Genomic DNA, 13540 nt, shown 5'->3' on the forward strand with positions numbered 1-13540 from the left:
TGTTCCGTTATGCGGCGCGGGTGTGCTCCCATAGTGCGTGTGCCCGTGCAGCTTCCTGTCGTCGATCCCGTAGCCGAGGCGGCGGCCGATCTGCACCGTCAGGCGAGGGCCGCGGCCTCCGATCACGGTCCGGGCGCCGCCATCAGGTTGCTGCAGCGTGGCTTGGCGCGCCTCGGGCCGGTCGACTCCGGCAGCGTCGAACGGCTGGCCATCCGCGTCCGGATCCTCATCAGCCTGGCGGCCGCGGAGGCGGAGGTCGCGTCCCAGCAGGACGGATTCGCCCGGCTCTCCGAGGCGGAACAGGTCCGGCTCCAGTTGCCGGAAGGCGACATCCGACGCGAGCTGAGCTTCACCGTCGTGCTCCAGCGAGCCGTGGTGCTGATGAGGTCCGGGCACCTGGACGAATCGCTCGCGCTGTACAACGCCGCGATGCCGAACCTCGTCGCGGAAGCGGCGAAGCACAGCCTTCTGCTCACCCGGAACCTGGTGAATCGGGCTTGGCTGCATCTCCAGATGAGCAATCCGGAGGCGGCGCACGCCGATCTCGTCGCCGCGCTCGACATCGCGGTCGAACACGGGCACCGGATGCTCGAAGGGAAGATCCGCCACAACCTGGGTGACCACGCCCAGTTGCTCGGCGACATCCCCGAGGCGCTCCGGCACTACGAGCAGGCGGCCTCGATCTTCGTCACCGACGGGCCCGGCTCGCTGCCACTCGTCCGGCTCGACCAGGCGAAGGCCCTGCTCACCGCCGGGCTCGCCGAAGAGGCGGCGCGACATCTCGACGAGGCGATCCCCGAACTCCGGGCCAACGGCGCGCACCATCTCGTCGCTGAAGCGGAGGTCGCGCGGGCCGGCGCCGCCATCCTGGAGGGTGACCACGTCCTCGCGAAGAAGCTCGCGACGTCCGCACGGCGGAGCTTCCTGCGGCGCGGCAACGGCCGGTGGGCGGAGATCGCCGAGTTGACCCGCCTGCGCGCGGACGCGGTGAAGGTCCTGGCGGACCGGGAGAAGAAGCCGTCCGCGAAACTGCCGGAGCGGCTGGCCGGTCTCGCCATCCGGCTGGCCGGACTCGGGCTGCGTGACGAAGCGGGCGCGGCGAGGATGTTCGCGGTGCGGCTGCTCATCCGTCGCGGGGAGACGGTCGCCGCGCAGGAACTCCTGGCGCAGGTACCGAAACCGCGACAGACCACGCCGATCGACCACCGGATGCAGCTGCGGTTGTGCCGGGCCGAACTCGCGGTGGCGTCGCATCGGCCGCGTTCGGCGCTCGCGCAGGCACGGGCCGGGCTGGCGGAACTCGGGCAGATCCGCGACCGCATGGGCGGGCTCGACCTCGTCTGCGGGACCGCGGCGCACGGTGAGGAACTGGGCAAACTCGCGCTCACGCTGGTGCTCAAGAAGGCGAGGCGCAGCGGCGCCGGCGCGAAGAGCCTGTTCGCGTGGCTGGAACGCACGCGCGCGCAGGTGTACCGCTACGAACCGCTCCCGCTGATCGAGGACCCCGCGCTCGCCCGGCACATCAACGAGATGCGTCACGTGCAGGGAACGATCCAGGCACGGCGGCTCTCCGGTGAACCGGTCGGGAAGCTCGAGGAGCGCTACGACCGGCTGCAGCGGGAGGCGACGCGGCTCGGGTGGTACACCAGCCAATGGGGTCGTCCGCGCCCGGTCTCGACACCCGAAGAGGTGGTGGAGCGACTCGGCGATCGCGTGCTGGTCAGCCTGATGGGGTATCGCGACACCTTGTACGCGGTGGTCGTCGACCGCGGCCGGTTCCGGCTGTTGAAGCTGGGGCCGCTCGCGGAGATCGTCGAGACCGCGCGGCAGTTGCACGCGGATCTCGACGCGCTGGCCCCGGACAACCTGCCCGCGCCGCTCGTCGAGGTCGTCACCGGTTCCGCGCGGCGCCGGGCGGACAAACTGGACAAGCTGATCTCGGCGTCGCTGGCGAAGACGCTGGAGAACCGCGAGCTGATCATCGTGCCGATCGGCTCGCTGTACGCGTTGCCGTGGGGTGCTTTGCCGTCACTGCACGGACATCCGGTGTCGATCGCGCCGTCGGCGACCGCCTGGGTGAGCGCGTCCGGGCGGCGGAGCTCCGGTCCGGTCCTGCTCGCCGGCGGCCCGGGGGTGCCGGGTTCGGTCGGTGAAGTGCGGAACCTGCGGACCGTGTACCCGCAGGCCCGGCTCGTCGACGGGAAGGACGCGACCAGCGACACCGTACTGTCCGCTTTGGACGGTTCCGGGATGGCGCATCTGGTCGCGCACGGGGCGCACGAACCGGCGAATGCGTTGTTCTCACGGCTGGAACTGGTCGACGGCCCGTTGTACGCGCACGAAACCGCCCGGCTCGCGAAGCCGCCGGAACGGGTGGTGCTGGCCGCGTGCGAACTCGCGATGAGTCACATCCGGCCCGGCGAGGAGGCGCTCGGTTTCGCCGGGACGCTGCTCGCCAGTGGTTCGCGGACGGTCATCGGCGCGATCGCGCGGGTCGGCGACAAGGCCGCCGCCGCCGCGATGTCCGACCTGCACCGGCGGCTGGCTTCGGGGACCGCGCCCGCTCTGGCCCTCGCGGAAGCGACCGCCGCCGATCCGCTGCGGCGCCCGTTCCTGTGCCTGGGCGCGGGCTGACTTCCGCCGCTTGCGCTGTGGCGTCCTTCAGTTCCCCACAGGAGTTGTCCACAACCACCGCCCCCTGTGGACAACTCCGCCGAGCAGCCCTTCCCCGCGCCCATCGCCGGTAGACTGGACTCGGGGTCGCCCCCCTTGGGAAGGGCGGGGGGTGGGGTCAGGCGCGTTCCGCGTGTTTCACCAGGCGGGTGGCCAGGATCGAGATCACGGCGCGCAGGGCCGTGCGGACGGCGGCGCCGGTGCCGGGCAGCGGTTCGGTGAACCGGCCGGTCCAGCGCAGATCCGTGCCGCCCGAAGCGTTCGGCGTGAACGAGACTTCGGCGCGATAGTCCTTGAGCGGTGCCAGGCCCGCGAAGCCGTAGACGTGCTTTCGGTCCTGTTCGTACTCCAGCGTCTCTTCGTGGAGATACACCGGCCACAGCCCGACGGCCCGGACGGCGCCCACCTCGCCCGCGTCCGGCTTCCGCACCCAGCGCGAGTGGAACACCACCGGCTTCGCCCATTCCGACCACCGGGAACCGTCGGCCTCCAGCGCGAACAGGGAAGCGGGCGAGGCGCTGCTCGTCCGGTTGACCTCGAAGGAGTACGTCTTGCCCATGCGGCGACGATAACCGCTTCGGCCGCCCATGCCGAGGGTGTCGACCAGGCGGACGCGAGGCGACGAGTGCCGTCGGGCGTGTCGCGAAAGCCACTTTCGCGACCTCTGATGTCCCGAAAGTGGCTTTCGGGACACGCCAGCCCGAGGGGCAGCCTCCGCAGGGGAAGCGGCTCTGCCCTTGATTCGCCCGCCGATGAGTGAAGATAGGGGCGTGAGCACGACGCGCCGCGAGATCGCCGCACCACATTGGCTGGTGCAGCTGCTCCGCAGCACACCGGTTCCCATTCCCTGGAACATGGTCGCCCGCGCCGTCCTCGCCCTCGCCGTCCCGCTGGCCGTCGGCTACGCGCTCGGCGACATCGGAGTCGGAGCGCTGATCTCCACCGGCGCCCTGCCCACCGTCCTTTCCGAATCCGCCGGTCCGTACCGCTATCGCGCCCGGCGGCTCGGCGGCGCCACGGCGGCCGCGGGTCTCGGTTACTTCGCCGGGCTGATCACCGGCGGCATCCCGGCCGCGTCCATCCCGGTCGTCGTCGGGGTCGCGGCGGTGTCCGCGCTGATCAGCGCGGCGGGCAGCAACGCGTCGGTCGCCGGGCTCCAGATGTTCGTCTTCTGCGTCCTCGGCACCGGCCAGCACGTCACCGGCCTCCGCGTCGAAGTCCTCCTCGGCCTTTTCTGCGTCGGCGCCGCCTGGAGCCTGCTCGTCGCGCTCGCCACCTGGACCTTCCGCGCCACCAGCCCCGAACGCGGCGCCGTCGCGCACGTCTACGTCGAACTGGCCGCGATGCTCTCCGCGGCCGACGAGGCCACCTCCCGCGTCGCGCGCCACCAGCTCACGACCGCGATGAACACCGCGTACGACCGGCTGCTCACCGCGCGCTCCTGGCTGTCGGGCCGCGACGCCACGTACCGCCAGCTGCTCAACCTGCTTTCGGCCAGCACCCCCGCCGTCGAGGCATCGGTCGCGATGGTCAACGCCGGCCGCCACGCCCCGGACGACGTGATCGACCACTTCGTCGCGACGTCGGCGGCCGTACTCGCGAACCAGGACCTGCCCGAGCCGCCCGAAGCGCCCGAAGACGCCGACCCGGTCCTCGCCGCGCTTTACGCCGGGCTCGCCCGGATCGGCAAGGGCGACAACCGGAAACGGCGCGAGATCCAGCCGTGGCACAAACGCCTTCGCGGCTGGGCGGGCTCGCTCGTGTCCGGTCCGCTCACCTGGTTCGCCGCGCTCCGCCTCACGTTGTGCGTGGCGATCGCCGAAGTGGTCGCGCTGCTCGTGCCGTTCGAACGGTCCTACTGGATCACGCTCACCGTCGGCATCGTCCTCAAACCCGACTTCGGCTCGGTGTTCGGCCGCGCCGTGCTGCGCGGCATCGGCACGGTGATCGGGGTGGGCATCGGCGCGGCCGTCCTCGCCGCGGGCGGCGAAGGCTGGCTGCTGGTCCTCCTGATCGCCGTGTTCGCCGGCGGCGTCGCGGTCGGCAAGGTCCGCAACTACGGCATCCTCAGCGCCTTCGTGACCCCGCTGATCATCCTGCAGATGGACCTCGCCAGCACCGGAAGCTGGGACATCGTGCTCGCGCGGCTCGTCGACACCGTGCTCGGTTGCGCGATCGTCCTGCTCTTCGGCTACCTGCTCTGGCCGGGCAGCCGACGGCCGCAGGTCGGCGGACGGCTCGCCGACAGCCTCGACAGCCTGGTGAAGTACGTCGACAAGGGACTCGTGCTCGCGCCATCGGGTGAAGCGCGCTTGGAACGTTCTCGTGCCCGTCGCCGCGCCTACCGCGCGCTGGCCGACCTGCGGACCGCGTTCCAGCAGGTCGTCGTCGAACCCTCCGCCGCCGGACGGCAGGCCGTCGCCTGGTGGCCGGTGATCGCCGGGCTCGAACGCGTCGCCGACGCCGTCACCGAGGTCGGCGTCACCCTCGGCCGCGGTGCCCCCGCCCCGGCCGACGCCGACATCGCCCTCCTGACGGCCGCCCTCACCGAACTCGCGGCCGCCGTCCGCGAAGAACGGGACCCGGCGGAGATGCCGATGCCCGACAACGAGCAGCTGTCCGGCGTCGTCGACCAGATCGGCGCCGCCTTCGACGCCGTGCGCGGCCCCGACCTCGTCGAACGCGCACCGCTGCGGCTGGTCCGGCGGTTCCTGCCGTACCACCGCCGCGCCTGAGGCCTCATCCCACCCGGATGGGGGATGGTGAGGATCGTCTCGAACTAATGTTCGAGTTTTCACGCATAATCGACGCATGCTCGACACTGGTGACACGCTGCCGCCGGGGCCGCGTCACCTGCACATGGTGCGGCCCAACCAGCCCGTTTGGGTCGATCTCAAGCTGGTGTATCCCGTCGGCGCGGTGAAGACCCGCCTGCCCGACGGCCTGGATCTGACCGGCGTCGTCCCCGGCCTGCTGGGGATGTGGCGGGCGACGACGACGGGACACTGGGTCGGCTGGGTCACCTTCCAGCTCGGTCCGGTCGGCCGGGGCGGCACGACGCATTCGCAGTGGGTGCTGGCCGAGGCGCTGCGCCCGCGCGAGGAGCGGAACACGTGGTCGGGAAGCTTCCCTTCCGAACGGAGGCGCTGATCGTCCCGCCTCATGGACGCTGTTGACCGCACGCCAAATCGCGCCCACCATGGGGTCGTGTCCGTCACTTGGGAGTCCGCGCCGCACCGTTCACCGGGTGAAGGCGTCGCCGCATTGCTCCTGCGCCGTGGACGTTTGGGTTCTCCGCCCGCGTAGCCGTGTTTCCCGCGAAGGCCACCTGTGAAAGGTGGCCGGTTTCGTCCTTCCCGGAATTCGGAAACCCCTGGAGACCAGCATGTCCGTAGAGCTGCCCGACCGTGTCCGCCTCCGCCCCGCGATCGTCCCCGACGGCGGGATCCTCGAAGGGCCGCGACTGCTGCGGCGCCTGCCGGAGGGTGTCGAAGAACGCCCGTACGAGCTTTTCGCGCTGCGCCCGCTGGGACGGCTGATCGGTGCCGAGATCGGCGGCGTCGACCTCACCCGCCCGCTGACGCCCGCGCTCCACGCCGAACTGAACCGCGCGCTGCTGGAGTGGAAGGTGCTGTTCTTCCGCGACCAGGACATCACTTCGGCGCACCAGCGCGCGTTCGCCGCCAACTGGGGTGAACTGGAGACGAACCCGTTCATCCCGAAGGGGGAGACCGAGGACACCACCCGGTTCACCCGCTCGGCGAGCATGCCCGCGTTCGAGAACATCTGGCACGTGGACGTCACGTTCCGGCCAGAGCCCGCGCTCGGCTCGGTGCTGCGGCTGATCGAGGTCCCGCCGGTCGGCGGCGACACGATGTGGGCAGACATGGCCGCCGCCTACGACAACCTGCCGGAGGACGTCCGCGAGCGGATCGACGGGTTGACCGCGGTGCACGACTTCATCCCCGGCTTCGACCGCTTCTCCGAGCCGGAACTGCTGCTGCGCCATCAGGACGCGTTCCCGCCGGTCGAGCATCCGGTCGTCCGCACGCATCCGGAGACCGGGCGCCGCACCCTCTTCGTGAACCAGGCGTTCACGACGCATATCGTCGGCATGGACCGCGACGAGAGCGACCGGCTCCTGCGGTACCTGTTCAGCCGGGCGCATATCCCGGAGTTCCAGGTGCGCTTCCGCTGGCGGCCGGGTTCGGTGGCGTTCTGGGACAACCGCGCCACCCAGCACTACGCCGTCAACGACTACCACCCGCACGCGCGGGTGGCCGAACGCGTCGCCATCGTGGGCGACCGGCCGTTCTGAGCGTCCCCACGACGGGTGATCGCCGGGGCGGGCCGGCCGGTTCCTGTGTGACGATGTGGCCATGGGCATCAACTTCGACGAATTGAAGAACAAGGCCACCGACGCTCTCCGCGAGCACAACGACAAGATCGAGGGCGGCCTGGACAAGGCGGCGGACTTCGCGAAGTCGAAGTTCTCCGGTCACGACTCGCAGATCGACTCCGGGGTCGAGAAGGCGAAGGGCTTCATCAACAAGTTCGACGACACCCCCGACACCCCGCCCCAGAACCAGCAGCCCCAGAACCCGCCGCCGGGTCAGTAACCGCCCGCATTTCGTCCTCTGGACGCGGTACTTGCGCACGCAAGGACCGCATCCAGAGGACGAAACGCGTCAGGAGACCTCGCCGATCGCGGTGTCGCCGTCGATCGCCGTGATCCGGCCGCCGCGCTCGCCGAGCGCGATCAGGCCGTCGCGCGCGTCCGGCGCGCTCAGGCTGACCCGGACCCCCGCGCGTTCCGCGTCCTTGGCGGCCGCGAACGCTTGCGCCCCTTCGTGACCCGCGTTGACCGTCACCGCGAGACCACCCGTCGACGCCAGCGAGCCCCGCGCCGCGCCCAGCCGTCCGAGCGCCTCGTCGACGATCGGCAGCAGCGCGTCCCGGTTGCCCTCGGTCATCGCCCGCACCAGCGCCGGGCTCGACCCGGCCACCCGCGTGCCGTCCGTGTAGGACCCGGCGGCCAGCGCCATCGCCAGCGGCCCGCCCTGCGCGCCGATCGTGGCCAGGATGGCCGCGAAGATATGCGGCAGGTGCGAGATCCGCGCGACCGTCTCGTCGTGCGAGTCCGCCGGCAGCGGCACGACATGCGCGCCGACGTCCAGCACCAGCTGGGCGACCTCCGCCCAAGCGGTCAGATCGGTGTCGTGCTCGACACCCAGCACCCAAGCGGCGCCGCCGAACAGCGCCGGGTTGCTCGCCTTCCAGCCGGAGTTCGCCGTCCCGGCCATCGGATGCCCGCCGACGAACTTCGCGTACGGCGCGCGACGGCGGACCGAGTCGAGCACCGGCCCCTTCACGCTGGTCACGTCGGTGAGCACGCAGTGCCCGGCGACCCGCGAAACGGTGCGGAGCACCTCCTCGACCGCGGGCAGCGGCACCGCGAGCACGATCATCGCGTCCCGCTCCGCCGCCTTGCCCAGCGCGGCTTCGACCTGCGTCGTCACGTCGAAACCCGCTCTGCTGGCGGCGTCCGCGTCAGCTTCGGAGGTCGTCGCCCCGAACGTGGTGCGGCCGATCGAATGCGCCGCGCGCAGCAGCGAACCACCGATCAACCCGAGCCCGATCACGCATACGTCCCGCACAAGGCTCATCCTGCCATCTACGAGGCCACTCGTCAGAGAACGGCGGCCAGGCGGGTTCCCTGATCGATGGCCCGTTTGGCGTCCAGTTCGGCCGCGACGTCGGCGCCGCCGATCAGGTGCACCGGCAGTCCGGCCGCGCGCAGGTCGTCGACGAGGTCGCGCACCGGCTCCTGTCCCGCGCAGACGACGACGTTGTCCACATCGAGCACACGCGGCTTGTCACCGACGGTGATGTGCAGGCCGTCGTCGTCGATCCGGTCGTAGGTGACCCCGGTGAGCTGCTCGACGCGCTTGGCCTTCAGCGCGGCCCGGTGCACCCAGCCGCTGGTCTTGCCCAGCCCCGCGCCGATCCCGGACTTCTTGCGCTGCAGCAGGAACACCTGCCGCGGTGACGGCTCGACCTTCCGCTCGGTCAGCCCGCCGGCCGCCCGCTCGGGATCGGTGACACCCCATTCGGCCATCCACGCGTCCAGATCGAGCGCGGGAGAGGAGGCGTGCGTCAGGAACTCGCTGACGTCCACGCCGATCCCGCCCGCGCCGATCACGGCGACCTTGCCGCCCACCGGTTTCCCGTGCCGGACGACGTCCACATAGGACAGAACCTTGGGATGGTCGATCCCGGGGAGCGACGGCACCCGCGGCGTCACGCCGGTGGCCAGCACGACCTCGTCGAACCCGGCGTCGACCAGGTCGGCGGCGGCCACGCGCGTGCCGAGGCGCACCTTGACGCCGGTGACCTCCAGCCGCCGCGTGTAGTAGCGGATGGTCTCGGCGAACTCCTCCTTGCCCGGGATCTTCCGCGCGATCCCGAACTGGCCGCCGATCTCGTCGTCGGCTTCGAACAGTTCGACCGCGTGCCCGCGTTCGGCGAGGCCGGTCGCGGCCGCGAGCCCGGCGGGACCGGCGCCGACGACGGCGACGCGTTTGGTCTTGCGGGTGGGCGAAAGCGTCAGCGTGGTCTCGTGGCCGGCGCGCGGATTCACCATGCAGGACACCAGTTTCCGCTTGAACGCGTGGTCGAGACAGGCCTGGTTGCAGGCGATGCAGGTGTTGATCTCGTCCTCGCGCCCGCTCTCGGCCTTGCGGATCCATTCCGGGTCGGCGAGGAACGGGCGCGCCATCGACACCAGGTCCGCGTCACCGCTCGCCAGCGCCTCCTCGGCGACCTCGGGCATGTTGATCCGGTTCGACGTGACCACCGGGATCCCGACGTGCGGTTTGAGCTTGCCGGTCACCCAGGTGAACGCCGCGCGCGGCACGGACGTCACGATCGTCGGCACCCGCGCCTCGTGCCAGCCGATGCCGGTGTTGATGATCGTCGCGCCCGCCTCTTCGACCTCCTTGGCCAGCGCGACGACGTCTTCCCAGCTTTGCCCGCCCTCGACGAGGTCCAACATGGACAGTCGATAGACGATGATGAAGTCCTCGCCGACCGCTTCCCGCGTGCGGCGCACGATCTCGACGGCGATCCGCCGCCGGTTTTCCGCGCTGCCGCCCCATTTGTCGGTGCGCTTGTTCGTCCGTTCGGCGAGGAACTGGTTGATGAAGTAGCCCTCCGAACCCATGATCTCGACGCCGTCGTAACCCGCTTCCTTGGCCAGGAAGGCACAATCGGCGAACGCGCGGATCTGGCGCAGCACGCCGTACCCGGAAAGGGCCCGTGGTTTGAAGGGGTTGATCGGTGCCTTGATCCCCGACGCGGACACGCTCAGCGGATGATAGGAGTACCGGCCCGCGTGCAGGATCTGCAGCGCGATCTTGCCGCCCGCCTCATGCACCGGATCGGTGAGTTGCCTGTGCGCCTTGGCTTCCGCGCGTGTCGAGAGTTTCGAGGCCAGCGGCAGGAGCCAGCCGGTCCGGTTCGGGGCGAAGCCGCCGGTGACGATCAGCCCGACGCCACCGCGGGCGCGTTCGGCGTAGTACTCGGCCAGTTGCGGGAAATGCGCTTCCTTGTCTTCGAGGCCGGTGTGCATCGAACCCATGATCACCCTGTTGCGCAGGGTGGTGAAGCCGAGATCGAGAGGGGACAGCAGGTTCGGGTACGGGCTCATCGCTAGGTCCTTACGCATCGTGGTGGAATGCCTGGAGGACTTCCTCGAGCCACTCGACGTGGCCCTGTTCGGTTCGGATTCCTCCGCGCAGCACGAGGAACTGGTGCAACGACTGTCCACTGAGGACGCTGGGGTCGGGGAAGTCGCGCTTCTCGATCAGCAGGTACGCGTCGAGCTGTGCCGCGTGCGCGTCGCGATGCCGGGTGACCTCGGCGGCGACGGCGGCCGGATCGCCGAGGGTGGCGCCGCGGATCTTCACGGCCAGCTCCCTGGCGGTGGCCGACGGGTCGGGTTCGGCGAGCCAGCGGACGAGTTCGGCCCGCCCCGCGTCGCCGACGGTGTAGACCTTCTTGTCGGGTTTCCCGGACTGCGCGACGTGGTCGACGGCGACCCAGCCCGCGTCCTCCATTCGCTTGAGGACGCGGTAAATCTGCTGGTGGGTGGCGTTCCACCACAGCCCGATGGACTTCTCGAAGCGGCGCGTCAGCTCGTAGCCCGAGCCGGACCGCTCGGACAGTGAGACCAGGATCGCGTGCTCCAGTGCCATGCACCTAGTTTCATATGCACCTAGTTGCACGGCAAGGCGACGCGCGTCACAAGCGCGTGAAGGCCCCCTTCCCTCGGCTGAGCCGAGGGAAGGGGGCCTTCACGGGAAAAGCTACGGCTTGCGGGCGATACCCCCGATGACGCGGGATTCCGAAGGCGCCGCGGCGAAGATCGTCTTCTCGTCCGGATGCCACGCCGGCGCGTAGACCAGGCCCGGCTCCAGCAGCGGCCAGCCGCCGAAGAACCGCCGGAACTCGTCCATCGTGCGCAGGAAACCGGGGTTCGTCGTGGTCTCGTAGTAGTCGAGGATGTCCAGAAGCGCCTGCTTCTCGTCCTCGTTGGCCGGGTTCTCGTTGGTCATCTGCGAAAGCACCAGCAGCGAACCAGGGGCGAGCCGGTCGCGGTAGAAGTCCAGCAGCCCGTCGGGGTCCTGCTCGTCCTTGATGAAGTGCATGACCGCGTTGACCACCAGCGCGACCGGCTCCCGGACGTCGATGATGCCGGAGTCCATCACCCGGTCCCACAGGTCCTGGGGGTCGAACAGGTCCGCGGCGATCGCGTGGTGGCGATCCGGGTCGGCGGTGTCGGCGAGCAGCAGCGTCGAATGCGCGAGCGCGATCGGCTCGTTGTCGATGTAGAGGACGTGCGTGTCCTCCTGCGGCCGCGCCTCGTCGGCGACCTCGTGCACGTTGCCGGCGGTCGGCAGGCCGGAACCGATGTCGACGAACTGCTTGATGCCCAGTTCCGCGCAGTGCCGCACGGCCCGGCCGAGGAACTGCCTGCTGGTCTTGCAGTAGTCGCCCATGAGCGGCAGGCGCTCGCGCACCTTCTCGGCGAATTCGCGATCGATGGCGTAGTGGGTGTCGCCGCCGATGAAGTAGTCGTAGACGCGGGCCGCGGACGGCCGGTCCAAGCTGTTCTCGACGGCCTTGAGCGCCGCGTCGTGATCGATCATCATTATCCCTTTGTCCGCGCCGGAAATCCCATGCTAACCGGCCGGGACGTAGGCCTCGCGGTAGGCGTTCACGGATTCGGTCAAGCGATCGAGCTCCGCGCGGGTGCGGGCGAGCCCGGCCGCGTCGAGGCCCATCGCGTCGCCGATGATCTTCGGGATCCCGCTCGCGCGCTCCCGGAGCCGGGCGCCGTCCCCGGTCAGGCTGATCCGGACGGACCGCTCGTCGTCGGCTTGGCGGACACGCTCGACCAGCCCGGACTTCTCCAGCCGCTTGAGCAGCGGCGACAGCGTGCCGGAGTCGAGGTTCAGCACGGTGCCGAGCTCCTTGACCAGCCGCTCGTCCTCTTCCCAGAGCGCGAGCATCACCAGGTACTGCGGATAGGTCAGGCCCAGATCGTCGAGTACCACGCGATAAAGCGCGGTCACGGCCCGCGATGCCGCGTAGAGCCCGAAGCACAGCTGATCGTCCAGGCACAGCGATCCGGTGTTGTCCGTGGGCATCGGTCCTCCTCGTCCCCCATGGTGCGTCGATCATGCCGCAGATCGCCAGTCGAGTGAGCCAAATCTCCTTGAGTGCATTTTAGTTGTGCACAATTGAGTTGCGAGCTACCTTGGTCGCATCGACTTCGGAACCCAGGAGGCAGAAATGACCGCCAACCCGCACAACCTGGCCCTCGAACCGGCCGCGCAGGCCTTCGTCGAGGCCACCGCCACCCCGCCGTTCCTCTTCCAGCTGCCGCCGGAGGAAGGACGCAAGGCCGTCGACGAGGTCCAGGGCGGCGACGTCGAACTGCCCGCCGCGGACGTCGAGACCACGCACGTCGACGGCGTCGAGGTCCGCATCGTCCGGCCGCAGGGGGTGACCGGGCCGCTGCCCGTGATCGTCTACATCCACGGCGCCGGCTGGGTCTTCGGGAACTTCCACACCCACGAGCGCCTGGTCCGCGAGCTCGCGGTCGGCGCGGGCGCGGCCGTCGTCTTCCCCGAATACGACCGCTCGCCCGAGGCGCGCTACCCGGTCGCCATCGAGCAGAACTACGCCGTGGCGAAGTGGGTCGCCGAGCACGGCGCCGAACACGGTCTCGACGGCACGAAGATCGCGATCGCCGGAGACTCCGTCGGCGGGAACATGACCGCCGCGCTCACCCTGCTCGCGAAGCAGCGCGGCGACGTCACCTTCCGGCAGCAGGTGCTCTTCTATCCGGTCACCGACGCGAACTTCGACACCGAGTCCTACGGCCGGTTCGCGGAGGGCTACTTCCTCGCCCTCGACGGCATGAAGTGGTTCTGGGACCAGTACACGACCGATCCGGCGCAGCGCGCGGAAATCACCGCGTCGCCGCTGCGCGCGAGCCTCGACGAGCTGGCGGGCCTGCCGCCCGCGCTGGTGATCACCGCCGAGGCCGACGTCCTGCGCGACGAAGGCGAGGCGTACGCCGCCAAGCTGCGTCAGGCCGGGGTTCCGGTGACCGCCGTGCGGTACCAGGGCATCGTGCACGACTTCGTCATGCTCAACACGTTGCGCGGAACGTACGCCGCGGAAGCCGCGATCTCGCAGGCGATCGGCGTGCTGCGCAAGGCGCTCGAAGGCTGAGGTCCGTCCGGGGTGACCCGTGTCACCCCGGACAACACTTTCCGGTGGCCGCACGTCTCTTGAT

General features: G+C 70.0%; 12 protein-coding genes. 6 read left to right on the forward strand and 6 right to left on the reverse strand.

Annotation, left to right across the window (positions count from 1 at the left end; genetic code table 11):
- Positions 1-33 precede the first annotated feature (33 nt).
- Positions 34-2634: a CHAT domain-containing protein gene (locus tag H4W30_RS40705; RefSeq protein WP_192747581.1), complete on the forward strand. Its 2601-nt coding sequence runs from the start codon at positions 34-36 to the stop codon at positions 2632-2634.
- 157 nt (positions 2635-2791) lie between these two features.
- Here the strand turns inward: H4W30_RS40705 and H4W30_RS40710 are convergent, their stop codons facing one another.
- The gene (locus H4W30_RS40710) at positions 2792-3232 is read right to left on the reverse strand and encodes an SRPBCC family protein (RefSeq protein WP_192747582.1); all 441 of its coding nucleotides are present in this window, start codon (positions 3230-3232) and stop codon (positions 2792-2794) included.
- 211 nt (positions 3233-3443) lie between these two features.
- Here H4W30_RS40710 and H4W30_RS40715 point away from each other — a divergent pair, with 211 nt between their 5' ends.
- The 4 genes from H4W30_RS40715 (at position 3444) to H4W30_RS40730 (ending at position 7292) form a co-directional block, all read left to right on the forward strand.
- Positions 3444-5408, forward strand: coding sequence for an FUSC family protein (locus H4W30_RS40715; RefSeq protein WP_192747583.1), 1965 nt, complete (start codon positions 3444-3446; stop codon positions 5406-5408).
- Positions 5409-5484: 76 nt separating this feature from the next.
- Positions 5485-5823: a hypothetical protein gene (locus H4W30_RS40720; protein ID WP_192747584.1), complete on the forward strand. Its 339-nt coding sequence runs from the start codon at positions 5485-5487 to the stop codon at positions 5821-5823.
- Positions 5824-6058: 235 nt separating this feature from the next.
- A complete protein-coding gene (locus H4W30_RS40725; protein WP_192747585.1) occupies positions 6059-6991 on the forward strand; it encodes a TauD/TfdA dioxygenase family protein in 933 nt (310 codons plus the stop codon).
- A gap of 61 nt (positions 6992-7052) precedes the next feature.
- On the forward strand, positions 7053-7292 hold the full coding sequence (locus tag H4W30_RS40730; protein ID WP_192747586.1) for an antitoxin: 240 nt from the start codon (positions 7053-7055) through the stop codon (positions 7290-7292).
- 69 nt (positions 7293-7361) lie between these two features.
- On the opposite strand, the gene H4W30_RS40735 is transcribed toward H4W30_RS40730, so the two are convergent.
- The 5 genes from H4W30_RS40735 to H4W30_RS40755 all read right to left on the reverse strand — a co-directional run bounded on the left by H4W30_RS40735 (position 7362) and on the right by H4W30_RS40755 (position 12383).
- Entirely contained in the window at positions 7362-8339 is a 978-nt protein-coding gene (locus H4W30_RS40735) for a prephenate dehydrogenase (RefSeq protein WP_225950818.1), read from the reverse strand.
- A 23-nt stretch (positions 8340-8362) separates the two neighbouring features.
- Positions 8363-10381 (reverse strand): NADPH-dependent 2,4-dienoyl-CoA reductase, encoded by a 2019-nt coding sequence (locus H4W30_RS40740; protein ID WP_192747587.1) that lies wholly within the window; start codon positions 10379-10381, stop codon positions 8363-8365.
- Positions 10382-10391: 10 nt separating this feature from the next.
- On the reverse strand, positions 10392-10928 hold the full coding sequence (locus tag H4W30_RS40745) for a PadR family transcriptional regulator (RefSeq protein ID WP_192747588.1): 537 nt from the start codon (positions 10926-10928) through the stop codon (positions 10392-10394).
- 111 nt (positions 10929-11039) lie between these two features.
- On the reverse strand, positions 11040-11882 hold the full coding sequence (locus tag H4W30_RS40750) for an SAM-dependent methyltransferase (RefSeq protein WP_192748008.1): 843 nt from the start codon (positions 11880-11882) through the stop codon (positions 11040-11042).
- 33 nt (positions 11883-11915) lie between these two features.
- A complete protein-coding gene (locus tag H4W30_RS40755) occupies positions 11916-12383 on the reverse strand; it encodes a MarR family winged helix-turn-helix transcriptional regulator (RefSeq protein ID WP_125679026.1) in 468 nt (155 codons plus the stop codon).
- Positions 12384-12528: 145 nt separating this feature from the next.
- Here H4W30_RS40755 and H4W30_RS40760 point away from each other — a divergent pair, with 145 nt between their 5' ends.
- Positions 12529-13476 carry an alpha/beta hydrolase gene (locus H4W30_RS40760; RefSeq protein WP_192747589.1) on the forward strand — a complete coding sequence of 316 codons (948 nt, stop codon included), beginning with the start codon at positions 12529-12531 and terminating at the stop codon, positions 13474-13476.
- Positions 13477-13540: the final 64 nt, after the last annotated feature.

Source organism: Amycolatopsis roodepoortensis (assembly GCF_014873915.1).
Lineage (GTDB): Bacteria > Actinomycetota > Actinomycetes > Mycobacteriales > Pseudonocardiaceae > Amycolatopsis > Amycolatopsis roodepoortensis.